General features: G+C 48.8%; 25 protein-coding genes and 1 pseudogene. 12 read left to right on the forward strand and 14 right to left on the reverse strand.

All coding sequences use genetic code 11. The annotated features are described in order from the left end of the window. The first annotated feature begins 53 nt into the window (after positions 1-53). The gene (locus tag R0134_RS14150) at positions 54-461 is read left to right on the forward strand and encodes a CBS domain-containing protein (protein WP_413641466.1); all 408 of its coding nucleotides are present in this window, start codon (positions 54-56) and stop codon (positions 459-461) included. Positions 462-590: 129 nt separating this feature from the next. Here the strand turns inward: R0134_RS14150 and asnA are convergent, their stop codons facing one another. Further along, entirely contained in the window at positions 591-1583 is a 993-nt protein-coding gene (asnA, locus tag R0134_RS14155) for an aspartate--ammonia ligase (RefSeq protein ID WP_319782603.1), read from the reverse strand. Positions 1584-1721: 138 nt separating this feature from the next. Here asnA and asnC point away from each other — a divergent pair, with 138 nt between their 5' ends. Continuing rightward, positions 1722-2195: a transcriptional regulator AsnC gene (asnC, locus tag R0134_RS14160; RefSeq protein WP_319782604.1), complete on the forward strand. Its 474-nt coding sequence runs from the start codon at positions 1722-1724 to the stop codon at positions 2193-2195. Between the two features lie 167 nt (positions 2196-2362). Here the strand turns inward: asnC and R0134_RS14165 are convergent, their stop codons facing one another. Continuing rightward, entirely contained in the window at positions 2363-2860 is a 498-nt protein-coding gene (locus tag R0134_RS14165; protein ID WP_319782605.1) for a hypothetical protein, read from the reverse strand. 227 nt (positions 2861-3087) lie between these two features. Here R0134_RS14165 and R0134_RS14170 point away from each other — a divergent pair, with 227 nt between their 5' ends. From R0134_RS14170 to R0134_RS14180, 3 genes are all read left to right on the forward strand, one after another. Next, positions 3088-3816, forward strand: a complete 729-nt coding sequence (locus tag R0134_RS14170; RefSeq protein WP_319782606.1) for a response regulator — start codon at positions 3088-3090, stop codon at positions 3814-3816. Then, positions 3806-5191, forward strand: coding sequence for an ATP-binding protein (locus R0134_RS14175; RefSeq protein WP_319782607.1), 1386 nt, complete (start codon positions 3806-3808; stop codon positions 5189-5191). Before R0134_RS14170 ends, R0134_RS14175 begins: the two co-directional genes overlap by 11 nt. An 83-nt stretch (positions 5192-5274) precedes the next feature. Then, on the forward strand, positions 5275-6546 hold the full coding sequence (locus R0134_RS14180; RefSeq protein ID WP_319782608.1) for an O-acetylhomoserine aminocarboxypropyltransferase/cysteine synthase: 1272 nt from the start codon (positions 5275-5277) through the stop codon (positions 6544-6546). Positions 6547-6634: 88 nt separating this feature from the next. On the opposite strand, the gene R0134_RS14185 is transcribed toward R0134_RS14180, so the two are convergent. The 7 genes and pseudogenes from R0134_RS14185 to R0134_RS14215 all read right to left on the reverse strand — a co-directional run bounded on the left by R0134_RS14185 (position 6635) and on the right by R0134_RS14215 (position 12051). Next, a complete protein-coding gene (locus tag R0134_RS14185) occupies positions 6635-7939 on the reverse strand; it encodes a TRAP transporter large permease subunit (protein WP_319782609.1) in 1305 nt (434 codons plus the stop codon). Continuing rightward, positions 7929-8423: a TRAP transporter small permease gene (locus tag R0134_RS14190; protein WP_319782610.1), complete on the reverse strand. Its 495-nt coding sequence runs from the start codon at positions 8421-8423 to the stop codon at positions 7929-7931. The genes R0134_RS14185 and R0134_RS14190 overlap by 11 nt, the downstream gene beginning before the upstream one ends. Before the next feature lie 75 nt (positions 8424-8498). Beyond that, the gene (locus R0134_RS14195; RefSeq protein WP_319782611.1) at positions 8499-9506 is read right to left on the reverse strand and encodes a DctP family TRAP transporter solute-binding subunit; all 1008 of its coding nucleotides are present in this window, start codon (positions 9504-9506) and stop codon (positions 8499-8501) included. A 337-nt stretch (positions 9507-9843) separates the two neighbouring features. After that, positions 9844-10703: pseudogene (metF, locus tag R0134_RS14200) on the reverse strand (methylenetetrahydrofolate reductase). A gap of 71 nt (positions 10704-10774) precedes the next feature. Then, a complete protein-coding gene (locus tag R0134_RS14205; protein ID WP_319782613.1) occupies positions 10775-10951 on the reverse strand; it encodes a hypothetical protein in 177 nt (58 codons plus the stop codon). A 194-nt stretch (positions 10952-11145) separates the two neighbouring features. After that, on the reverse strand, positions 11146-11328 hold the full coding sequence (locus R0134_RS14210) for a hypothetical protein (protein ID WP_319782614.1): 183 nt from the start codon (positions 11326-11328) through the stop codon (positions 11146-11148). Positions 11329-11442: 114 nt separating this feature from the next. Beyond that, complete coding sequence (locus R0134_RS14215; RefSeq protein WP_319782615.1) at positions 11443-12051, reverse strand: OmpW family outer membrane protein; 609 nt, start codon at positions 12049-12051, stop codon at positions 11443-11445. Between the two features lie 241 nt (positions 12052-12292). On the opposite strand from R0134_RS14215, the gene rnk reads away from it, so the two are divergent. Together rnk and R0134_RS14225 are read left to right on the forward strand one after the other, a co-directional pair. Beyond that, positions 12293-12700 carry a nucleoside diphosphate kinase regulator gene (rnk, locus tag R0134_RS14220; protein WP_319782617.1) on the forward strand — a complete coding sequence of 136 codons (408 nt, stop codon included), beginning with the start codon at positions 12293-12295 and terminating at the stop codon, positions 12698-12700. Positions 12701-12805: 105 nt separating this feature from the next. After that, on the forward strand, positions 12806-13762 hold the full coding sequence (locus tag R0134_RS14225) for an AEC family transporter (RefSeq protein ID WP_319782618.1): 957 nt from the start codon (positions 12806-12808) through the stop codon (positions 13760-13762). 16 nt (positions 13763-13778) lie between these two features. Here R0134_RS14225 and R0134_RS14230 read toward each other — a convergent pair whose 3' ends face one another. Then, positions 13779-14483, reverse strand: a complete 705-nt coding sequence (locus R0134_RS14230) for a phosphatase PAP2 family protein (RefSeq protein ID WP_319782619.1) — start codon at positions 14481-14483, stop codon at positions 13779-13781. A 248-nt stretch (positions 14484-14731) separates the two neighbouring features. Here R0134_RS14230 and R0134_RS14235 point away from each other — a divergent pair, with 248 nt between their 5' ends. The 3 genes from R0134_RS14235 to R0134_RS14245 all read left to right on the forward strand — a co-directional run bounded on the left by R0134_RS14235 (position 14732) and on the right by R0134_RS14245 (position 18067). Further along, on the forward strand, positions 14732-15019 hold the full coding sequence (locus R0134_RS14235) for a hypothetical protein (protein WP_319782620.1): 288 nt from the start codon (positions 14732-14734) through the stop codon (positions 15017-15019). A gap of 440 nt (positions 15020-15459) precedes the next feature. Beyond that, a complete protein-coding gene (locus R0134_RS14240) occupies positions 15460-16080 on the forward strand; it encodes a hypothetical protein (RefSeq protein ID WP_319782621.1) in 621 nt (206 codons plus the stop codon). Then, on the forward strand, positions 16073-18067 hold the full coding sequence (locus tag R0134_RS14245) for a hypothetical protein (RefSeq protein ID WP_319782622.1): 1995 nt from the start codon (positions 16073-16075) through the stop codon (positions 18065-18067). Before R0134_RS14240 ends, R0134_RS14245 begins: the two co-directional genes overlap by 8 nt. Here R0134_RS14245 and R0134_RS14250 read toward each other — a convergent pair. Both R0134_RS14250 and R0134_RS14255 read right to left on the reverse strand, forming a co-directional pair. Next, a complete protein-coding gene (locus R0134_RS14250) occupies positions 18058-18597 on the reverse strand; it encodes an IS630 family transposase (RefSeq protein ID WP_319782623.1) in 540 nt (179 codons plus the stop codon). The genes R0134_RS14245 and R0134_RS14250 overlap by 10 nt on opposite strands. Beyond that, on the reverse strand, positions 18558-19079 hold the full coding sequence (locus tag R0134_RS14255; protein WP_319782624.1) for a helix-turn-helix domain-containing protein: 522 nt from the start codon (positions 19077-19079) through the stop codon (positions 18558-18560). The genes R0134_RS14250 and R0134_RS14255 overlap by 40 nt, the downstream gene beginning before the upstream one ends. Positions 19080-19147: 68 nt before the next feature. On the opposite strand from R0134_RS14255, the gene R0134_RS14260 reads away from it, so the two are divergent. Both R0134_RS14260 and R0134_RS14265 read left to right on the forward strand, forming a co-directional pair. Continuing rightward, complete coding sequence (locus R0134_RS14260) at positions 19148-19402, forward strand: hypothetical protein (protein ID WP_319782625.1); 255 nt, start codon at positions 19148-19150, stop codon at positions 19400-19402. After that, positions 19387-22512 carry a tyrosine-type recombinase/integrase gene (locus R0134_RS14265; RefSeq protein ID WP_319781756.1) on the forward strand — a complete coding sequence of 1042 codons (3126 nt, stop codon included), beginning with the start codon at positions 19387-19389 and terminating at the stop codon, positions 22510-22512. The genes R0134_RS14260 and R0134_RS14265 overlap by 16 nt, the downstream gene beginning before the upstream one ends. A gap of 49 nt (positions 22513-22561) precedes the next feature. On the opposite strand, the gene R0134_RS14270 is transcribed toward R0134_RS14265, so the two are convergent. Beyond that, positions 22562-23431 (reverse strand): HDOD domain-containing protein, encoded by an 870-nt coding sequence (locus tag R0134_RS14270; protein ID WP_319781757.1) that lies wholly within the window; start codon positions 23429-23431, stop codon positions 22562-22564. After that, a complete protein-coding gene (locus tag R0134_RS14275) occupies positions 23428-24606 on the reverse strand; it encodes a site-specific integrase (protein WP_319781759.1) in 1179 nt (392 codons plus the stop codon). The genes R0134_RS14270 and R0134_RS14275 overlap by 4 nt, the downstream gene beginning before the upstream one ends. Positions 24607-24616 lie beyond the last annotated feature (10 nt).

The following is a 24616-nucleotide window of genomic DNA, read 5'->3' on the forward strand; positions in this document are numbered from 1 at the left end:
CGAAGTAATGGCACACTCAGTTTAGGCCATAGAGAAGGAGAAACATTATGGTAGTGGCAACGGTAAGCGAGATCATGCGGCGTAGTATTCCGTTACTCACGGCTGACATGTCGATCACTGAGGCGCTGGATAAATTATTGGCTTCTGACCTAAGTGGCCTGCCTGTAGTGGATACGCAGCGCAAGATCATCGGCTTTCTTTCCGAGCAAGACTGTATCCCTAATTTGGTTAAAGCCAGCTATCACTGCGACAACCGCGTGACGGTCAATGACTTAATGTATAAAGAGCCGCTAACCGTATCACCCGATACTGGTGTATTTGAACTGGCACGCATGATGGGTGGTGCCAAGCCCAAACTGTATCCGGTAATAGAAGACGATAAAGTGATTGGCATAGTCACTCGCCACCAAGTGATGCAATTTCTTAACGAACAGCTACAGAATTGCTCTATTAGTTACTAATACTCGGCTTACTTATAAATAAAAATGACTAGATAAAAACGGGAACCTTTAGGTTCCCGTTTTTATTGGTTGGCTATCTGTAATTAATTATTAAAAACGAATATGCACAATTGTATATAATGCTCAGCGTTATAGGATGCCATCAATTGCATCGTGCAGTTCTGCAGGCCAAACCCCGCACTGCACCTGACCAATGTGCGATAGCTGCAGCAATAACATGGCCAAGCGAGACTGACCAATACCGCCGCCCACTGTCTGTGGCAGATCACCAGCTAACAGCGCTTGATGCCATTCTTGAGTGGCTCTGTCTTCTTGGCCGGTTAGCGCCAGCTGATAACGTAATGCTTCTTTATCTACGCGGATACCCATGGAAGATAACTCGAAGGCATTTTCTAAAATTGGGTTCCAAACTAAGATATCGCCGTTTAAGCCGCATAAGCCATCAACACCCAAGCTCGACCAGTCATCATAATCGGGCGCTCGCACATCATGACTGTCGCCATGGCTTAGCTGACAACCTATGCCAATTAAGAATACCGCACCGAATTCTTTGGCAATGGCGCGCTCACGACCCTTAGCATCTAAATCTGGATAGCGACTCAATAACTCTTCGGCGTGCAAAATATGAATTTGCTCGGGCAAGAAAGGCGTTAAACCGTATTGCTTAGCCGCCGCCATTTCCGTTTGCTTGATGGCGCCATAAATTTTATTGACCACCGTCATCAAGAAATCGACGTTGCGCTCTTGCTCCGACATCACCAGCTCCCAATCCCACTGATCCACATATACGGAGTGGATGGGGCTTAAGCTATCTTCATCTGGGCGCAGGGCTTTCATGTTTGTATAAATGCCCTCACCTGCTTCAAACTCAAAGCGAGCTAAGGTGTGGCGCTTCCACTTAGCCAACGAATGCACCACTTCAAACGTGGAGTGCGGAATGGCCTTAACTTTTACCTGCACCGCTTTTTCTGAACCCGATAGGTTGTCTTGCATGCCATCGCCTAGGCGACTAAGAATAGGAGCTTGCACTTCCAACAGGTTGAGCTGCTGCGCCAATTGATCGGAGAAATACTCTTTCACAAAACGGATCTGGCGTTGGCGTTCAATATAGGATTGCTTCATCTCATTCACCTAGGTTGCTGTTGGTTTTAGTGAATAATCAGCCAAGCTGCCCTTATATTCAACATTAGATAGAAAAAATGCCAAACTTAATCTAAATTAACTAATTAAATCGCCTTTTTTTTGCAGGATCATCAAAATATGGTGGAAAAAAGTGGTGTTCATTATCGAATCGATAATCTGGATAAATCGATCTTGATGGCATTGATGGAAAATGCGCGCGCCCCTTATGCGGAGTTGGCCAAGCGCTTTACGGTAAGCCCTGGCACCATACACGTGCGGGTGGAGAAGATGAAACAAGCCGGCATTATCGAAGGCACCCGAGTGCAAGTGAACTCAAAAAAGCTCGGTTACGATGTGTGCTGTTTTATCGGTATTATTTTAAAAAGTGCCCGCGATTATCCGGCCGCCTTGGCCAAACTAGAACAATTAGAAGAGGTGGTAGAGGCCTACTACACCACGGGGCAATACAATATTTTCATTAAGGTGATGACCCGCTCCATCGATGAGTTACAGCAAGTGTTAGTGCACAGACTGCAAACCATTGATGAAATTCAGTCCACCGAAACCCTGATCTCACTCCAACAACCCATTGACCGAGATGTGACGCCTTAAGCTTCTCGTGAGGCGTGAAGAGTGAGGAAAATAACCTAAACCGGGCAATAAGAAAGCATCTAATGGCTTAGATGCTTTCTTTTTTCGCTACCAGCGTGTGCTTAAGCTATGTTTGGCGCTACAGACTTCCGACTTCCCTCACGCCTTACTCTTCACGGTCGCTTAACTTACTTCTTAGCGGCGGTCAGCTTGTCTTGCATCTGTTTGATGCGCAGTTGCTTGAGCTTGTTATCGGCGCTAATTTTTTCGAGAGTGGCGGCTTTTAGTGCTTTATCGTCTATTTGCTCAGCCTTGTGTTCAGCCATGAGCTTGCGCAGCAACATGCTTTGCTCAGCTGATGCTAATCGTGCTTGATAGCTGGCAATAAATTGCGCCTTTAACTCTGGCGTCTCTAGCTTTTCTAACCGCGTCTCAAGGTATTTATCGAAACGGCCCGCGTCCATCATAACGCCATCCATACCATAATGACGCTGCCCGTGAGCACCGGATTTATGCATACCCTTATAGCCCATTTCACAGCCTGCTTTCATGGGCCCATATTTGCCATGGTGAGCGTTACCTTGTTCGGCTTGCTGCTCGGTGGCAGCGGGCTCAGCCAGTACTAAAGCAGGGGCAGCCAACAGGCTAGTGGCAAGTAACAAAGCGCTATATTTAATTTTCATCATAATGACCTCAACAGGGGTGGACTTGATTGTTATTAAAACAGCTAACTGTCAGCAAACTGTGTCAGATAACACTTATCTTGTCACAAAGTGTGCCGTCACTTATACCGTAACCTATGCCAACAATCGGGCTTGTCATACTTTGACATTCTTTCTGACTGCTTGGTGCTTATACTGGCGCCATATTTATAGGTAGCGGTGATAAGTAGTAGCTATTAAGAGGGGAAAACATGCATACAGGTAAACAATTGCTGGTGGTGGATGATCACGGTGAAATCCGGGACTTGCTAACACGATTTTTAGAGCAGCACGGCTACCGAGTGCAAGCGGTGCCCGATGGTAATGCCATGCGCCAGCATTTAAGCCATCATGCCCCGGACTTAATTATTCTCGACTTAATGCTGCCAGGAGACGATGGCTTAACCCTGTGCCGCGAGCTACGCGGCCAAGGCAATCAAGTGCCCATTATTATGCTAACGGCGGTGGGCGAAGAAACCGACCGCATCGTAGGCTTAGAAATGGGCGCCGATGATTACTTGCCGAAACCCTTTAATCCGCGTGAATTATTAGCCCGTATTAAAGCGGTGCTCAGGCGCCAATCCATGATTGAGAGCCCTACTCACGCCAAGCAAGAATCGGCACACCTGTACTTTGATCGCTGGTGCTTAGACTTAAGTCGGCGTGAGCTGCGCGACGAGCAAGGCACCACCGTCAGCTTAAGTACCGCAGAGTTTGATTTATTGCGGGTGTTTACGCAGCATCCGCATCACGTACTCAGCCGAGATCAACTGTTGGATCTGGCGCGCGGGCGTGAAGCACAAGCGTTTGATCGCGCCATCGATACCTTAGTCAGCCGTTTGCGCCGCAAGCTGGAGTTGGACTCCAAGCAGCCACAGCTGATTAAAACTATTTGGGGCGGCGGCTATATGTTAGTGGCCGATGTCCGCCATGGGGATTAAGCAGCTGCGTTTTTGGCTGAGCAGCCTCAGCGGCCAAGTGATCATGGTGGCGTTACTGATCTTGGTTATCATCCAATTGGTAGGCATCCAGATTTATCGCATGGATCGCGAAGAGACCCTCGGCTTAGTCAACAGTCGCTTTACCCTACAGCGCGTCGTGTCGGCCACTCGTTTACTCAATCAATCCCCGGAAAGCTTACACCCAGAGGTCTTGCGCGCCAGTCGCAGCGAAACGTTACGCCTGCGCTTGGCTGCCCAAGCCTCCACGCCTGAGGTGCGCAACCCGCATTTTGAACGCATAGTGCGCAGCAAGCTGGAATACCCCGATCAACTTGCCATTCAGATCAGTGCCGAGCGACGCCCCATGCCGACCCAGTGGCTGCATGGCCAACCCCAGAGCGACCATCCGCCACCCGATCGCCGTCATCCGCGCAGGCATGCGGATATCCGCTTACAGGGCAGCATTGAGCTGGAAGATGGCCGCTGGCTGGATTTTACTTCGCTGCGCGACAACGAAATCCCCGGCTGGTCGGTTAAAGCCGTGCTGTCTTTTGTGCTATTAGCAGGCTTACTCGCGGGCTTGATGATCTGGCTATTACAACGCACCACTCGGCCCTTAAAGCAGCTGGCTCAGCAAGCCGAGCGACTAGGACGGGGTGATAAGCCCGAGCCCATTAGCGAAAGCGGCCCCCGAGAAATACGTGACACCCTCACCGCCTTTAACCGCATGCAAGATAGGCTAGACCGCTTTGTTTCAGATCGCACTCGCATGCTGGCGGCGATTTCTCATGACTTACGCACCCCTATTACGACTTTACAGCTGCGCTGCGAATTTTTAACCGAGAGCGAAGATAAGCAAAAAATACAGCAAAGCTTGAGTATTATGGAGCAGATGCTCAGCGCCACTTTGCAGTTTGCCCGCGAAGACGGCTTATCCGAACCGATCCGCAACTTAGACTTACCCAGCTTACTGCAAAGCCTGTGTGATGATTTACAAGACAATGGCTTTGATGTCAGCTTAGTGGCACAAACTGCGGTTATTTATCGGGGCCGCCCCACCGCCCTGCGCCGTGCCTTACAAAATTTGCTCGATAATGGCGTTAAATATGGCGGCAAGGTAGAAGCCGAGCTCGACGTTACTCCCACACAGGTACAGATCCGTATTCGCGACTTTGGTCCGGGTATTCCTATCGAGCTGCAAGAAGAAGTGTTTAAGCCGTTTACGCGGCTGGATTCGGCGCGAAATATGGAAGATGGTAGTATCGGGTTAGGCCTCGCCATTGCTCGTACCCTGATCCACCAACATGGCGGGCAGCTGCTGCTAAGCAATCACCCGCAAGGCGGCTTATTGGCGCAAATATTTTTGCCCCGCTAACGGCACTTTACACGCCCAGTTAAAATTTCTACATTGGCTTAATCTCACTCGCACTCATTTCACTAACACAAGGACAGTATTTCATGAAAGACGAAACGCTCGCGGTTCACCATGGCTACACCACAGATCCCACTACTAAATCTGTGGCCGTACCTATCTATCAAACCGTGGCTTACGAGTTTGACAGCGCCCAACACGGTGCCGATTTATTCAACTTAGCGGTGCCTGGTAATATCTATACCCGCATCATGAACCCGACTAACGATGTGATTGAGCAGCGCGTGGCCGCTCTTGAAGGCGGTATCGCCGGTCTTGCGGTATCCGCAGGCAGTGCTGCTATTCATTATGCCTTGATTAACTTGGCCCAAAACGGTGACAACATAGTCACCACGCCCCAGCTGTATGGCGGCACCTATACCTTGTTCGCGCATATGCTGCCGAGCATGGGCATTGAAGTACGTTTTGCCGAAGATGCCAGCCCAGCAGCCATTGCTAAGCTGATCGATGATAGAACCAAGGCGGTATTCTGCGAAAGTATTGGTAACCCAGCCGGCAACGTCACCGACCTACAAGGGTTAGCAGACGCAGCCCACGCCCAAGGCGTGCCGTTAGTAGTCGATAACACAGTAGCTAGCCCCATTCTGTGTAAGCCCATCGAATTTGGTGCCGATATTGTGGTGCACTCGCTGACTAAATACATAGGCGGCCACGGTAACTCGCTGGGCGGCATGATTGTCGACAGCGGCAAGTTTGACTGGGCCAGCCATAAAACCCGTTTCCCACAATTTAATAATCCTGAGCCTGCCTATCATGGCGTGGTATATACCGAATCGTTTGGCGCCGCGGCCTTTATTGCCCGCGCTCGCACCGTGCCACTGCGTAACACCGGCAGTACTTTGTCACCCATGAACACCTTCTTACTGCTGCAAGGCCTAGAAACCCTGCCGCTGCGCATGGAGCGCCATGTGGAGAACACCTTTAAGGTGGCGGAATTCCTACAAGCCCACCCTTTAGTGGACTGGGTAAACTATGCGGGCTTGAAAGGCCATCCTGACTATGAACGGGCCCAGCGCTACATGAAAGGCAAGCCATCGGCTATTTTATCCTTTGGTCTAAAAGGCGGTTATGAAGCGGGCGTGCGTTTTTACGATGCACTTAATCTTATCAAGCGCTTAGTGAATATTGGTGATACGCGCTCTTTGGCCTGTCACCCCGCTTCTACCACCCATCGCCAAATGAGTGAGGCAGAGCAAGCACAAGCTGGCGTGAAAGCAGAGATGATCCGCTTATCAATCGGGATTGAGCATATCGACGATATACTTGCCGATATAGAACAAGCCTTAGCCGCAGAATAACATTAACGCAGAATATTGAAGCGCATAAAAAAGCCCCCGCAACCTTAGGTTGCGGGGGCTTTTTATTCATTAAAATACCGCCAATAACTTACCAGGAGCCGACCACATATCCGAGCCGTTCTGGCAGCCACAATGCGATCCCCGGAAACACCATCACCAGCACCAATGCCGACAGCATGGTTAGCATAAAAAATAGCGCCCAGCCGAAGGTTTTCTCCAGCCGAATACCGGCAATCTGGGTGGTCACCATCAAGTTGATGGCCACCGGCGGGGTAAACTGGCCGATGGCAATGTTCATCGCCATCAGAATGCCAAACCACACCGGGTTCCAACCGAAATGCTGCATTAGGGGTATTAATATTGGTGTGATAATCAGATAAATAGAAATGGCATCCAGCAGCATCCCCGCCAACAACACCAGTACCATGATCAAAATCAGCAGCACCCAACCCTGATCCGATAACGATAACATGGACTCGGCTAAACGATTGAAGGTACCCAAAGTAGTACCTGCCCAGGCGAAAATACCCGCCAGCGAAATGATGATCATCACTACGCCAGAGACCATGCCCGCCTCACCCAATAAGCCCCAGACCTCCTTCAGGCTGAGCTGGCGATAAACAAATATGCCGACGATCAGGCCATAGGTCACCGCCACTACCGCCGCTTCGGTCGGCGTGAACAAACCCGATCTTAAGCCACCCAAAATCAATACTGGTGCAAATAACGCTGGCAAGGCCTTGATAAAGCTTTCTTTCAAGTCGGGTCGCTCGCCCTGGCTCGGATCTTCCCAGCCGTTGCGTTTAGCCAACCACCACACCGGCAACAGCAACGACATACCCGCCAGCAAGCCGGGGAACAAACCAGCAGCAAACAGCGCCCGCAAATCTACTCCCGGCACCACAATTGAATAGAGGATCAGTGCAATTGACGGCGGGATCAAAATGGCGGTAGAGGACGCCGAGGCGATTAAGGCAGCCGAAAAGGGTTTGGGATAACCAGCTTTGGTCATGCTGGGCAGCATCACCATGGCTACGGCGGCGGCATCCGCCGGGCCTGAGCCGCTCATGCCGCCCATGATCAAGCAGACCAGCACCACGACTAGCCCCAAACCGCCGTGGCGTGGGCCAATCAATGCCTGGGCAAAACGCACTAGGCTAGCCGCCACCCCGGCGCGCTCAAAGATAAGCCCGGTGAGAATAAACAAGGGTATTGCGATCAATGGGTACTTGGCGACACTGTTATAAGTATTGGTACCTAAGGTCGCCAGCATATCCGGTGACAATCCCAGCACGATACCCGCGGCGCCACCCAGCCCCAAGGCGAAGGCGACGGGAACACCCAGTAACATAGCGCCGCCAAACACCAGTAGCATCAAGAGATCAGGACTCATGAGTGCCTCCCGCTTGTAGACAGATCTGGCAACGTTCGATCAGGCTTTGGGTCAAACGCCAGACAATGGCAAGGCACAGTAATGGCAACCAAATTAGATAAATCCAGGTGGGATAACCCAAGCCCGGCGACAACGACTCCCAATTATATTCTTCCCAAGCCAGCAAAGCGCCATACCAAACCACTAGGCCCAGTAATAGCACACTGGCCGCCCATTGCAGCACATACAGTGTCGGCCGTAAGCGAATCGGCAACAGCTCTTCTACCAGCTCGATACGAATGTGCACATGGCGGCGCGCGGCCACAGCGGCGCCAGCAAAGGTCAGCACCACCAGTAGAAATACGGAAAATTCTTCGGTAAAAGCAAAGGACGCATCGGTGGTGTAACGCACCACCACATTGCCTAAGCTGATGATACAGATAATCAGCAGGGCAAGGGCCGCCAGCCAGCGCTCGGGGCCGGCATCGGGGGCAGATTTAGACATGGGTACAACTCTCGGCAGGAGGTTTAACGTAAATAATGCGGCCCGGCGTAGCAGCCGGGCCAAATAAAAAAAGTCTTAACGGGCGGCAATGGCCGCTTGAGCTTCAGCAACCAGCTCGGCACCAATGCGCGGCGTCCACTTGGTATATACCTCGGCGGTGGCGTCTACAAACGCCTGATGTTGCTCAGGAGTCAGTTCGGTCACCTCGACGCCTCGCTCCTTAATAGTAACCAGGGTCTCGCTCAACTCGTTACGGGACTTTTCAATTTCCCAGGCGCCTGCATCAATCGCTGCCTGCTGTAGCAATTCACGGTCTGCCTCAGGTAAGGATTTCCATACCTTTTTGTTCACACCAAAAATCAGCGGATCCGCCATGTAATGCCACAGCGTCAGATAGTTCTGCCCTACCTGATCTACTCGCGCGACATCGAATACCGACAACGGATTCTCTTGGCCGTCGATAGCGCCCGTGGTCAACGCAGGCTTAGCATCAGCCCAGCTCATCTGAGTCGGGTTGGCACCCAGCGTGTTGAAGGTATCTAGAAACAGCGGCGAGCCGACTACACGCACCTTAAGACCTTGCACATCTTCTGGGCTATCGATCGGGTGTTTGGAGTTGGATAATTCGCGAAAGCCATTTTCACCCCAAGCCAGCGGCATAACGCCTTTTTTGTCGATGGCGGCAAAGATTTTCTTACCGGTATCACCCTGAGTAATGGCATCGATGGCTGCATCATCCGGCAGCAAAAACGGCAGCGAGAACAGGTTCAGCTCGGGTACCTGAGGCGACCAGTTGATAGTCGAAGCCACGGCCATGTCGATAAGACCGCTGCGCATGGCGGAGAATTCACGGGTCTGATCGCCAGACACCAACTGGGCATTGGGATAAACTTTTAGCGTCAGGCGTCCGTCGGAGCGCTCATTCACCAGCTCGGCCCATTTTTCTGCAGCCTGCCCCCAAGGGAAGGCATCGGACAGTACGGTCGATACCGAAAACTCACGGGTTTCCTGGGCAAAGGTAGGTGCAGCAAGAGTCATGCCAAGAGCGGCGGTCAAGGCGAACGCCAGCGGTTTGATACGCATAAGAAGTCCTTTTTATTAGTGGGATCCTGTTTGTCCGCCTGCAGCGACTGCTGAGCACGAGACGAAAGTCTGCAATAGTGAGATAAAGTAGGTGTACAAGTCAATTAGCAATCCGGATTAGTCCCTTGATCGAGACTTGTTACCTGCTCACTCGTTTTTTGATCTAATAGTAGGAATCAGGTAAAGCGCATTATCTTCCTCCATCGCCGAAGTAGCCAAGCTCCCCAGCGCTGCCTTAAATAACAAAGCCCCCGTAACTTAAGATACGAGGGCTTTGTTTTGTTACCTACTTAACTTAAGCGGGAATCGAAATTTGCGGACACACACCTAAGCTGTGTCAAATCGCATAGGTCAGGTCTGAGCGGTTAAGGGTATAGAAGTGAAAGTCTTTCACCCCTTCTTGGCTTAATACCCGCACCTGATCCATGGCAATACTGTCACCCACTAGGTTGCGAGTATTCTGGTCGTTTTCTAAACCTTGAAAACGCTGATGCATGCAGTTTGGAATACGCACGTTAGAAAAGCCCGCAAACTTAATTAAGGTCTAATAGTTAGACACCGGCAAGATGCCCGGCACTATCTCAGTATCTATGCCAATGGTCACGCAACGGTCACGAAAGCGTAAGTAAGACTCCACATCGAAGAAGAACTGCGTAATCGCTCGGTTAGCACCCGCATCTATTTTGCGCTTTAAGCTCAGTAAATCCGCCTGCGCGCTTTTTGCTTCTGGGTACCTCAGGATACGCTGCCACCGAAGTATCAAAGTCGGCTTCTTCTTTAAGCAGTCTTACTAAATCTTCCGCGTACATATCGTGCTTTTCCAAGCCTTCTGGTAAATCACCGCGCAGTGCCACGATGGAGCGAATACCGCTATTCCAGTAATCTTTGGCAATGTCACGTAACTCGGCACGGCTGGCGTCGATACAGGTCAGGTGTGGTACGGCAATCAGGCCCGTTTTCTCCTGAATGTCTTTGATAACCTTATGTGTTCTGTCTCGTGTGCCAGAGTTTGCACCGTAAGTAACGGAGACAAACTTGGGTGCCAAAGTACTGAGCCACTCGATAGAGCCCCATAAGGTTTTCTCCATTTTTTTCGCTATTCGGCGGAAAAAACTCAAACGAAACATTAATATTGCTACCCAGCTCAGCCATTGTCTGATTCAGCGTATCTACATGACGCGCGCTATGAAAACCCATGTTTATCTCCTGACAACTTAAATTAAAACAATTCCTTTATGCTTTGGCTTGAACATAAGACTTACGCAACTCTAGGTCGCAGCAAACAGGTTCGCTAAGGCGATACGAGTGTCTTCCCAGTTACGCGTCTTCACACCACATTCTGGATTCACCCAGAGGCGCTCTTTTAACAGACACTTAACGGCCTTTTCGATCAATTTCACCATTTCTGCCACAGTCGGCGTATAGGATGAATGAATATCGTACACGCTAAGTCCAATCTCATTGGGATAGACGAAACACGGCGCAAATCCAGTAATGCATGTCAGAGCGTGAGGTTTTGATAGTCATCACGTCTGCATAATTGATTCGATAATTTCGTTGAACTCAGAATAACACTGTGCGTATGGATCTGAGTACTGTCCGCAACGACAGAAGCACTTAAACGGAAAGCAGCTTCGGCTCAGTTTAAATAGGCAGCTTGTGGCGCTTTACACAAAAACATAAGTTCACGGAATGCGGGCTGATCAATCTGAATAACACTCACTCCCGCCGCTTCTAAGTCAGCAACCTCAGGCAAAAACAGCCCCGAACAAGGCTGAGAAATGCAGTGCTCGCAGCGACGACTAAAAAGCTGGATGAACATCAGCCACAACTTAAACCTCTTAGTCACGGGAAATGAGCACAAAAAAGGGCAGACCCTAAGATCTGCCCACTTACTGCTGAGGCTAAATACCTCACAACCCAAATGACTAATTAGTTAGAAGCGATAGCCTAAACCAACCATCAAGCCTACTGGATCTATGCTGGTTTTGTATGTGCCTAACGTTTCAACAGTGACATCGGTATCGATATCCATGTACCAGATAGATGAGTTAACAAACAAATTATCTGTCACTGCCATATCAATACCCGCTTGAGCAGCCCATCCCCAAGAATCTTTGGCGTCTACGTCAAGCGTATTTAGAGCATTTCGGCCCGACTCATCAAAGAAGAAGGTATAGTTAATACCAGCACCCACATAAGGGCGTACCTTGCTTTGGGCATTACCAAAATAATACTGTGCCATCAGGCTAGGGGGTAGGTGTTTCACCTTAGCCACTTCACCGTCATTTAAGGTAACACTATGCGAAAAAGGCGTAGCAGCTAATAATTCCACACCCCAGTTGTCGGTTAACATATAAGAAAATGTCAGACCTAATTGAGTGTTATTCTCTACATCTAAATGGCCAACGCCTGGGATATCGCCACCACTACCATTAGGGCTCACCATTACCGCACCGCCACGAACTAGGAAGTCACCCGCTTGATGAGCAAAGGCAGAAGGAGCCAATAAGGCAGCGGCAACCAGCAGAGAAACTTTTTTCATGCTTTATCCTTAGTTTATTATGGTGTTGTCTAACTCATTGGCATCAGTTTGCCTCAGCTGGTGAGGTCTGTTTTTGATTTAACGCAAGCTTGGTAGTAAAAACTTGATAATTACTGGATTTTTGCTACTAACTAAAAATAGCTGCGATGGCGACTAGCTAAAAGAGGTATCTTAGGGTATATCTTAAGTATCGGGATCAGGCAGCGCTTTTAGCGTTGCCTGCTTTTTTATGGAGGTTTATATGGCCCAGTTGCCACCTATTACTATATCTACCCTAGATCTACTACGGCTAGAAGCCTTGCTAGAGAAACAGCCCGAGTCCGACGCTGTCACACGGCTAGAAAACGAGCTTGATCGCGCCCATGTAGTACCTCCTACCGAGGTGCCAGATAATATAGTGACCATGAACTCCACTATTACGTTTGCCATGACTACCGGTAAAGAAACCTTTACCAAAACGTTGTGTTACCCACGCGATATGGATAACGGCAACGATAAAATTTCGGTATTGGCTCCCATAGGGGCGGCGTTACTGGGTTTAAGCGTTGGCCAAAGCATCGAATGGCCCGCTCCCAATGGTAAAGCGATGCAGGTTAGTATTTCTGCCGTCGACTACCAGCCTGAACGTGCTGGCGATTATAAATCATAAATAGAAAAAGGCGCATATTTGCGCCTTTTTCTATTTATGATTACCTAAAAATTCATATATTATTGTATCTCTTCGCTAGCCCCTTATTGCCATCACGGAACCCACTTGAGTTTATTTATTAATAGTGTTTTATTTGCTCTGTCTATTACGGGTCCTATTTTCCTGCTGTTGTTATTAGGCCTAGCCTTACGCCGCAGTCAGATGATGAACGAAGGCTTTATTGATGGTGCCAGTAAGCTGGTATTTAATATCGCGCTGCCCATGCTGTTATTTACCAGCATAGCGCAAACCGATTTTAGCCAGATGATCAGCCTTAAACTTATTGGGTATGGCATTAGCGCCACACTCATCGCATTTGTGTTACTGGAATGGTTCGCAAGCCGTCTTATCGACAATCGGCGCTTGCGTGGCATAGTGGTGCAAGGCGCTTTTCGCGCTAATATGGCGATTATCGGCCTAGCCTATGTTAACAACGCCTACGGTTCCCAAGGCGTTGCAGCTGCAGCCATGTATGTTGCTTGTCTCACTATTTTATTTAATGTGCTGGCGGTGATCACTCTTAGCCGCAGTCTTAATCATGAACAAACTTTTCCTGTTAGGCAGCTCGCTAAGGGGATAGCAAAAAACCCGCTTATTATTGGCATAGTCGCCGCTTTACCTTTTGCCGCCAGTGATTGGGCGGTGCCCCTGATGCTGATGCAAACTGGGCAATACCTCGCCCAAATGACACTGCCACTCGCGCTGCTTTGTACAGGAGCCAGCCTTAGCTTAAGCGGCCGTAGAGAAGAAACTGGCCTACTACCCACAGTTGCCATATTACGGCTATTAGTGATCCCAACCTTTATTACACTGGGCGGCTACTTAGTGGGCTTTAGGGGTATGGAATTAACCATTCTATTCCTCATTAACGCCGCTCCCACCGCAGCAGCCAGTTATGTAATGGTACGCGCCATGGGCGGTAATGCGGTGCTCGCGGCTAATATCATTGCCGTCACCACCTTGGGGTCTTTGCTAAGTACCAGCCTAGGAGCCGCGTTATTCAAAGGACTAGGCTGGTTGTAGTCGGCACAGAAATAGGCTAACGAGGTGAGCTTCCAAAGCGTGGTAAACGGCGATTTAGCCACACTAATAGTGCGTCATAGATACCGGTGTGCATTAACCAAGCCATGCCAAAGCTGGCAACCGCTAAGCCGCCAACGTAAATGTCCGTCCACCAATGGGCTCCTGCCATAAATCGGGGAGCCGAGAAAATAACCACAAATACACAACCCCATAATCCCGCTTTCCAAGATAGAAAACGCCAGACAAAAGCAGTAAAGATCATCAGCATCAAGCCGTGATCCCCAGGAAAACTATCGCCTGAAGAGTCTTTCGTTTTAAAGCTCGCCAGTTCAGTAAGGCGATAAATATTCTCAAAAGTCAGGGTCGGGCTCGGTCTTTCTACCGGGATCATGCGGCCTAACTGATTCAAGCCTACCGCTGTTAGCAGCATCATAAAGCCAACAATCAATAACTGACGTTTGCGCTCCGCAGTCGCACCACGATAATAGCTGTAATAGACAACACCCATCGCCAGCAATGTCACGCCATCGAAGGCTCGGTTGTTAGCAACCGCAATGCCATTAACCCAAGCTTGGCTGCTGCCAATTTTATGATTAAAATAATAAAAAACCGTCTTGTCGATATCCAACCAAAAGCCATGATTCGGTAACAGATACCAACTCGCAAACACTGCGATTGCCACTAAGTTCCAAAATAGCCATTTATTAAATTGTAGCGACATGGCACCCTCTTATTTTAAGTATCGTTTTGAGGCCAGCATTGTACGGATGTTTATGCTGTTCGCCCACCGTAACTTGCGGACCTCCACAGAATAGCACTCGAGCTGTCTCAACTTGCATACAGCTTCAGCAAAGTAATAAGGCAAGTGCTCCGCGCTCTCCAACTTAGCCGCGATTAACCTCCCCGTCTTGCTTGTGTTAAAATAACTTTATTATTTTTATCCTTAAGACTTTAGGACATTCAATCCTTATGAACTTTAAAGAATTTCAGGTTTCCCTTAAGCAACCAACGCCACCGGCCGATTTATCGGACGCTCTTAAAGCCTTATGGCTGGACGCTAATCAACAATGGGAAGAGGCTCACGAAGTCATTCGTGACAATACCGACCAACCTTCCGCCTGGGTGCATGCCTATTTGCACCACGTAGAAGGCGTGCTATGGAACGCCGATTACTGGTATGGTCGCGCCAAGAAGAAACGTCCTAACTGCAGTACTCAAGATGAATGGCAGCAGATAGTTCAAGCATTGACTGCGTAAAGCGGTGAGTACTCCAGAACGACAAAAGCCCTGCTCAAATGAGCAGGGCTTTTTAATGATGGCGGAGTGAACGGGACTCAACGCCCAGGACTCCTGCTACGACCTTATCCAGTGTGTCCGCGGAGCCATTAAACGAAAAAATCCCTAGCATTTCTGCTAGGGATTTTTAAGATTAATGGCGGAGTGGACGGGACTCGAACCCGCGACCCCCGGCGTGACAGGCCGTGCCAGTCAAATTTGCTTAATTGATAGTAACTGATCTTAAACGTAAGCAATTGATTACAAAGTTTAAAATAAAATACTTTCGAACTAGCGATTAAGAACAATTAAGGTAAATCACGTGGTCACGGTCACAAAAACTGAACTTATAAGAGTTAAGTAATTGATCTCTTTTTGCATACTAAGCACATTAGAGTAGTTCATTTTGCTCTGGAGATACTGTGCCGGCCATCGATCTAGCGAGTTCATCCATTCATTTGGAGTTGCACCCTGCTGCTCGGGCAGCTTACGAATGGTGTACGCATTATCCTAGGTGGATCAATTGGTCTAACCTACCTAAACCCATGGCCACAGAACTCAGCCAAGAACCACTACGCGGCATCATGCTAGACAGCCCGGCTGCACCAAACGGCCCAAAGTCGACTCGAACTTTCCAACTTTTTGCCCCTCTTTGGACCATACAACTCTGGTCTACGGCGCAGCCTCCTGATGGCACCATACTCATCGATTACCGTGCAATAAAAATGACAGATGAGCAGATCGAACATGCCGCTTGGCTATCAGCATTAAGCTCCCTACTAGGCTCTGTTAATCCTCTACAAATCTCGGAAATCCGTGACTCGCTTGCTGCACATATGCCGATTCATACGCACAGAGAAATTCTGCAAACCAAAACACTCAATGATCCTATGCTGTGTCGTTGGACAGGTCTATCTCGCGGTACTCTCTTGCATCAAAGAAGGCAAAAAAAGAGTCGCGAGCAAATAGAGAAGGCCAGCTTGCCAAATTCTATTGATGATGTGCTTGATGCTCTTAAAAAACCTTGGAGTCCCGATGATTGAACGTAAAAAACGCTCCAAACGGCGAAGGGAAATAACTAACGTTATAGCGCCTGAGATGTTGAGTAACTGGCAGCGTAAAATCGTCCTTTCGCGTTTGGCACAACTCTGCGCTCCCATGCTAAAGGGCTATCAAGATGATCTGCCTTTATTGACCGACTCGCTAGAGCAACGTCTGAATGCTACCGCTCAAAATTCGGCACAAACCGCACGAGATATTCAGATTACGTACAGACAGATCCGAAAAAACAAAATGCTTACTGATGCACCATATGCAGCTGCATTATGCGCGCCATGGCTTCGAATTGATGACAATGAAAAATACGCTGAGTGGCTAGGGCTCATCGTCTTATGCTGCTGTCAATTACACATCATTGGACAGCACGATTCAGCGATTGACTCAGCACTACGTGAGATCCGGTTGATCGCGAACGACATCAATCATGCCCCGATTTTTCATAAACTTCCCCGCGTCACACATATCAATTCCTTAGAGAAGCTAGGCGAACAATTGGAAGTGCTTAAGCTGCACTATCCAGAACCAAACTTAGAGTACGCAGGTATAGGTTATCTTTCGGTCGTGATCCGTAATGCGTTCGTTCGGTCACGTGGGATTGTACGCCGCCGCAAAAAACGGGCTCTAACGTTTTCTGAGCCTGAAGTCATCACTGTCATACCGCTAGAACCCGTCGATGACTCAGGACTAGAAGTTGAACGGTTACAAATTCGCCCTGAAATGGAGGATAGCCGAACGGTTGATGAAACAGCGATGTTAGAAACGAGTGTCACTTTCCGCGTTTATGGTATTCACCAGCGAAACAAGAACCTGGCCATAATGGCACAGCAAAGCCAACGCTTTACCGAGCAATTATCTAACCGCAATCAATCTTTACTTTGTTCTTTTGAGCAGCTTACCGACTGGGATATTCATCATCTCATTCAACATTGTATTGCGAACTTGAAGCAACAAGATAGTGTTGCATGCTGGGTGCTGCTAACACTTATAACTGGGCGGGACCCCAGTTGGTTGCATACAAAAGCGAGACAGCACCAATTATTAGATATTGTAAATAGCTCCCCTTATATTCGTATGTATCATCATGTACCAGCAAGCAACCAAGCTGATATATTGAAAGGTATATTGCCCAATATAGCGGAAAAATTCGACCGCCCTCTGCCTCAAGATTTATATCAATGGGTAAAAGAATTTAATGTTAACCTACCTGCACCAACCCTATTAGAAATACGCACTTGGTTATCACCAGTAAATAAAAAACACACAACCCGTCTAACGTTAGGCCGTATTACTCGTTACCTAGAACATTGGTGTCTGAATAATGGATCGGACAGAGCTATTGTTGCATTAATGCGTGGAGAGTCTCATCAATCTCGCCCGGCTTTGGCATACAGCTACGTTAGTCAGGATGCAATCCTTCATGATTATTATCGATATGTTACTGCCATTTTTGCCATGGCTAACATAAACCCACAGCTGCCATCTTACCAACCAGAAGCATCACATCTGGGTAGCCGGCTACATCTACCATCATCAATACTGCACCATATATTTACCGTGTTGGCACAGCCTCTTAAACACAGAAGTAATATTTGGGACTTTCACAATCATTATGTGTGTTACGTGTGGGCATTATTAACCTTCTCTACTGGTCATAGAGACGTAACTGCCCCCATGGGTAAATTGACTGATTACAACCCGCATCAGCGCACATGGTGGATTAGTGATAAAGAACGCCGAAATGTTCCTTCAGCTAGAACACTGGTGATCCCCCCTACAGCGGCAAAACAGGTAGACGACTATTTGCAGCACCTGCACCAACTTAAGAAACACTGTCATTTTCGGGCTCCGAACATCGCCGAACGCTGCCAACAAGCATTGGATGGCAGCGGTAACCTGCTCTTTTACATTACCGATAAACAATATACAAAAGTCTCGTCTGATTTAACCCCCGCTCTAAGTAATCACGCATAACTTATGTGGAAGTCATTACCCACTCCCTTGAATAGCGTTGATACTTCATTCACTAACTTGTCTTTCTTCCAAGAGGTAAAGCTTCGCCAGTGATATTTAGCTTGCTTCCACAATATCTCGATCAAGTTCAATTCCGGGCTGTATGGGGGGAGATAAAGCAGTACAAACTGATGATCATACAGCCACTTATCTCGCATCGAGGGGGCGATAAAATGATGGATTGACGCATTGTCCACGACCACAATCGTCAATTTATCCTGGCAGGAAGATTGCGCCAACTTATCTAAAAAGGGTACCACGTGTTGCCGTTTCACTGAGTGTTCAAAAAGTTCAAAATGCAGCTTACCGGTAGCATAGTTCAGTGCGCCAATCACATTCACACGCTTACGGCTTGCACTGGCATCAGCGAGATGAGTGACACCGAGTGGTGCCCAGGCCCGCTGTACATTCGGTACGCAGGAGAAGCCACTTTCATCGCAGTAAAGAAGTTCTATTTTGTCTGCTTTGGCCCTTCCTTGGAGTCTTGCCAAGCGGCCTTTTGCTTCCTGGAAGGCTGCTTCGTCTCTTTTTTTTCGAGGCTGAGCCGGGTTCGTTTGAAAGATAGCTTTCTGGCTCTTAGTCCAACCGAAAGGCGGTCCAAACTGAATGAAGGGGCATCAGGATATTGGTCGCGAACGCGGACAGCTATCTTAGCCAGCGTCAGTGGCTCAGAGCGGGCAATATCTGCAGCCATATCCAACATTTCAGCTGTCAACTTGGGCGGTCGGCCGCCTTTATGCCCAGTCAAAATGCCGACCAATCCCGTAGTTCTCCAGCCTTTTGTCCAGTTGTAGATCGGTTGATCGCTTATCCGAAACATCTGGGCAATCTGGACAACCGTAGAGCCATCATTCAGCGCGAGCAGTGCGAGAGCCCTTCGTCTGAAATCTGGGAAAGGATGGTGTTTTGACATCTCTTTCAGAGTGATAGTTTCTTCGGCTGTTAGTGGTTGTCCTAATAAGTGTCGCTTCATATCTGGGCCCACAAAATGGCATCTATAATGACAGTGTAGATCCACATGAGTTACGCGGCATTACTTAATTGGCAAAATTATTAGCACAACAGCTGCCATGGGCGCGCAACTGGGCTCGCCATCACCTGCGCAGTGAGTTAGCTAAAAAAAATGTATACCCTGAAGTCATAGACGGCTGGATGGGTCACGAGGAGATCGGTGAAGAAGCATTCGGACGGCACAGTTTTTTGAGCATGTATGAGTATCGCGAATTGGCAGATACCATAGAATCGATCCTAAACACCCATAAAATTGAGGCATTGCCTGGATGGCCAACCCACTGATCTTGCCCGATGACCGACCGTTATTAGTCGCCATGTTGGGCTGGGAGCACCGTAAAGCTAAACGTCAACAGCAAGACGAGCTAGTCCTGCGTGCCGCCGTCGAAATCGTTCGACGACACCTTCCGCAGATACTACACCCCAGCCCTGATGCTAGCGGCTTTGAACAAGCATGGCCAAAAATAGAGCAATCATTACAGTTGGAGCTAAAAAGTGTGGGGGCTTACCGCCACGCTTACAGTTTTTTGTGCCGCCAACTAGAGTTGGGTAACCGGCAGGAAATTTGGTCGGTACCGGTGCCACCTCCCTATATCATGCTGCGCCGACGCCGACCAACTCGCACCCTAAGTTGGCAGCAAAACTCGCACTTAGTCGCCGAGGCCGAGCACCAATGGTTCGAAAGTTTGCACGGTGAGACTCTAGAACCTGATGCGCTATTTGCTAGATTGTTATTAACTACGGTGCTTTATGGAGGACTTAATCGCCCAACACTGTGGCCGGCTCTGGCTAAGGCCATAAACCAGCCAAAACCGTTAAGGGGCGATAGCGAGTGCTGCTGGCTAGTACTGGAACCCGCACCTGGTCGAACACTGGCAAGTAATTTATATAGAGAAGAACAAGAGACGAACAAACGGCAGCCCCACTGTGAGGTCGTCTATATTCCCGACCCCATCAGCCTTGGGGTTTTGCGCCAGTTCTTAAAGCACAAACCTCACAACTGGGAGCCTCCAGCCTCCACAGATAAATGCTTGGCCTTACTCAACGGCGAGCTAAAAACCCATTTGTCCAAAACTCAGATCGCCCACGGTGGCATTACAGTCGCGGAACATCAGCAAGGCATTGAGCTACCTCAAGCGTTAGTGGAGTATGCTATCGGTAAGCAACCCAGCACCAGCTTGCCCTCCTGCTACTGGCAGCGGCTTCTACAGCCCTCATTGTTTACCTGTCATGCTCATCATTTTTCACAACTGAGACTTTATCCTAATTTAGCCAGCCGTCGCGTATCGCAGCCTGCTGGTCACCATTCTCAGTCCTACTTGTTGACTCGGTTAAGAGAGGCCTTTCGCCAAGATCCTGCCCGCCCTAAAAGCAAACGTAGCATCATCACTGAATTGCAGACTATTAGCAGCGAAGAACTTTTACTGCCTGAAGCTACCTTCGTCAATTGGCTACTTAATCATCTAACAGAACGCAAAAACTCCGAATCCACCGCGCAACGGTATCTCTCTAGTATTGGGTCTGACTGGTTGCTGGCCACGGACCAGCAGGATCTATTTAGCTACAGTAGTGAAGATTTTCATGATCTGTATTTATCAATGCTCAACCGGCCAGGCAGTCAAAAGAATCGAGAATATCGAGCAGGTCGCCTGGAAGATCTACACCTGTTCGGCGTGCAACAATTTGGCTTTCCGCCTATACCTGAGCCTCTACACCAGAGCACTAACAGTATCGTCTATGTCAGTGCCGCCATTGTGGATGAACCCCTGTTTTCCGCTCTGTTAGGGCAGTTTCAGTACTTTCAGGATCTCGGTGAAAGTCAGCAGAGAATGTTTATATGCTTTCTGATCATGGCTTACCGCACTGGGCTTCGACCGAGTGAGCTGTCCAAACTACGTTTATTAGATATTGAGCCGTCTGCCACTGCTTGGCTATTCGTGCGAAAAAACAAACACGGAAATAATAAAACCGAAGCCGCCTTGCGTAAAGTCCCCTTGTTTCCATTGTTAACCACCGAAGAAAAACAACTGCTTGCAGAGTACTTAGGTGAACGTAGGATCCGCAGCAATAACAATTCCACCGAATTATTGTTCTATCAAGGGGAAAACCCTCATGAGCCATTGGACACCTCTTCATTATCATTGGCGGTAGGCGCCCTATTGAAAGAGCTAAGTGGTGGACTTTATTTTCGTCTCTATCACCTGCGCCATAGCGCTCTCTCCCGCATGCAGCTATTACTACACGATGATTACGTGACCATGCCAGAGCCAGTCAACGCGCTGTTGCCCTATGATGCAGCGCAACGCAAAACGATTCGTACCCTGATTACTGGCCAAGGCCGTCTGCGAGATCGGTATTCGGCGTTGGCAGCATTTGCTGGCCATAGCAGCCCGGATATAACACTCAGTACCTATCTACATTTTACTGATTTGCTATTAGGGTTACATTTGCAACATAACAAGCGTCCATTAAACGGAGATCAAGCACAGGCTCTGTTAGGGTTTAGGCCGCACCGGATTCGTCAATATTTTAAAGAAGAACTCCCTCTTAATGCGATAAATACTACAGTCTACTTACACAAGCGAGTGACCCCTTATATACAACCAATATCGCGCCCTAAGAGTAGTAAAAGAACGAGCAGTCAAAGCACGCCACTGTTATCAGTCAGAAAAAGTCAATACGAGCCGATGTTGGCGGTATTGAAAAAAATTGAAACGGGGTATGACTATCGAGAAACGGCCTGGTTCTACAGGCTTGAGCCAGAACAAATACAGCGATGGCACCAAAGTGCGTTGGCTCTGCGGGCGCTCACCACAGATAAAAGCTTGCCTCGGCTGTTTCCTCGTAGTCGTCGCCATCAGCTACTCCCGCCAGACCCGGTTGGAGTGGCAGAAATGCGCGATGTGGCATTAGGTATAAAACGGTGCCGTGAACTGTATGTATCAAATGAGCTAAGTTGGATCATTAGATATACGCTGACTCACTGCAATAGCTCACGTTCTGGTATTGAGTTCAATGACTCAGCTACCTTTCAGCAATTTATGGTAATTGCCAGTCAGATATTTGACTGGTCACGTTGGCAACTCTCCCTTAGCTATACCGATAAAAAAATCATTAAACAGTGGCAATGTGGCTCTTTGCAGATAAAACTCCAGCCCATGAAGCAGAATGCTCGATTCCATCAAGGATCTGGCTGGCTTAACCTACGACACCGAGAAGAAACACAACGACGAGAAGCTGACAAGCTCAGTTATTCCTCTCATAGCTTACGTATTATGCTGCACAGACTGGCCATCATATTGTTTACTGCCGATGAGATTGCGACTTGGCAAGTATCTACCGAGTCTATAGACGCTGAGCTTAAAACAGATCTCAAGGAAGAAAGTAGCCAATAAAAAAGCGGGTTTTCCATGGGAAAGCCCGCTTATAGTCAACCTTTTCACCCTACCCTAACCGCTTATACAGCTGGTCATCTTGGGGAGACTTAGCGTACCAGTAATATTCTGGCACCTTTACAAACGCGCGCTTCCAGTTAGATACGTCGGCTGAAATCCGGTCGCACATACGCACGATATTCGCGACTTGATACGGCTCGGTGTAATGACCGACCTTAATGGACAAGCAAGCACTGAGTGCTTCAAACAATCGAGGTGAACGCGTATTAAGTCGCTCTAACGGTTCGGCCAACAGCATAAAATTATAAGACTCGTGCTGCACGCAAACACCGGTCGACTGATTGTAATACAAGCGTATTTTCCCAATATCATGTAATAGCCCACCAATAAAGGCGACCCACGCAGAGCGATTACCTAACTGATATTGAGTACTTAGCATGGCAGCGGTCATCGCCACCTCATGACTGTGCGCCAGCAAGCCCCCTACTTGATCGTGATGGTGACGGTGGCTGCCTTTACTTTGGCAAAATGGCGCCATAATACTGTCGTTCATCAGTACCTCTAACAAAAATGCACGCAGCGTTTCATCCTCGATATACGCCAACATGCTCCATACGTCTTGTAACAGCGCTTGCTGATCCAGAGGCAGCCACGTGAGTTGCCGCTCTAATTGCTGCTTATTGATGATCGCAGGTAACGGTAACAGCGATCCCAGACGCCACATATCATTTAGCCCATGCAACTCAGCCAACACCCATTGCCCATCCGGACACACCATTTGCATATGTGCCGGTACTATCGACAGCGTTACCTCACGCTCGGCTGAACGAAACTGCCATACCGCTGAAAAATCATCATTAAACAGCTCTTCTGCCCACAACAGTTCAGGGCGAGTTTGCGCCACAAGTAATGGATTCATGCTTCTTCCTCCACAGTAAACTCTGCATTAAGTAACGATTCAAAGGCGGCCCCATCTCGCCCGACTAGATTAGGGACGTAACGTGAATACACACGAAATAACATTGAGGTATTGGCATGCCCCAGCTGACGCGCAATCCATTCAGGATTTTCACCAGCCGCCAGCCATAAAGTGGCGGCAGTATGTCGGGTTTGATAGGGATTGCGCTTGGCCAACTGCAGATGATCCAACAGCGGATACCATACGCGGCGCGTCACATTGCGATGGTTTAGTGGTTCTCCATTACGAGCACAAAAGACAAACACACTTTTCTCACCCGTCCTACCCCACTGTTCAAACAAAGCGTCATACACCCGTTGCGACATCGGGATGGTGCGATAAGACCCCGTGGTTTTCGTCGGTCCTAACTTACCGCGCACCAATGACTGGTGGATATGGATAAGCCGAGCACCAAAATCGATATGCTGCCAAGTCAGACCATCAATCTCACCAGTGCGCATGCCAGTAAAAAAGCGCACCGTGTAATAAGGTCTAAAATCTGGCCGCACTTTAGCGAGCAACAAAGACACTTCTTCTAGCGAGAACGGCTGAATGTCAGCACGAGGCATCGGCAAGGCTTTAATATTACGCCAAGGCGATTCATACCCAAGGCGCTCTGCTGCCTCATTCAAAATAAGCCGCAAATACGTCATAACATGGTTGATACGTGATGCAGATAACGTCTTGCCGGTCACCGCATTGGCCGCACAAAGACACAGACGAAATGCCAAGATATCGCTTTTAGTAATGGCACCAATAGGGACAGCACCAAACGCAGGCTCAAGGTGGCAGCGCAAAATGCCCTCCACGGTTTCATACTGACTCTCGCGCCACTCCACCCGTTTCTCTTCTAACCACTGTTGGCCAAAAGCCGAAAAGCGCATTTTGCCTCCAGTCGCCTGCTGCGCTTCTAAAACCGCAATGTGACGAAAGTCTTCAACGCGAGGGCTGTCAGGAAAGTGATGTGCGTAATCAAATGTACCTAGCTTGATTTGCTGCTCCATTTGCGCCAGCAGCTTTTCGAGCTTCTTACGGTTGGCGGGCGTATCTAAGACCTTGGTTTGCTCTCGGCAACGCTTGCCCTTAAAACGAAAATCCAGATACAAACGCCCATCGCGAGTATTAACCGTTCCCATAGTGTGCCCC

This window comes from Oceanisphaera sp. IT1-181 (assembly GCF_033807535.1).
Taxonomy (GTDB): Bacteria; Pseudomonadota; Gammaproteobacteria; order Enterobacterales; family Aeromonadaceae; genus Oceanimonas.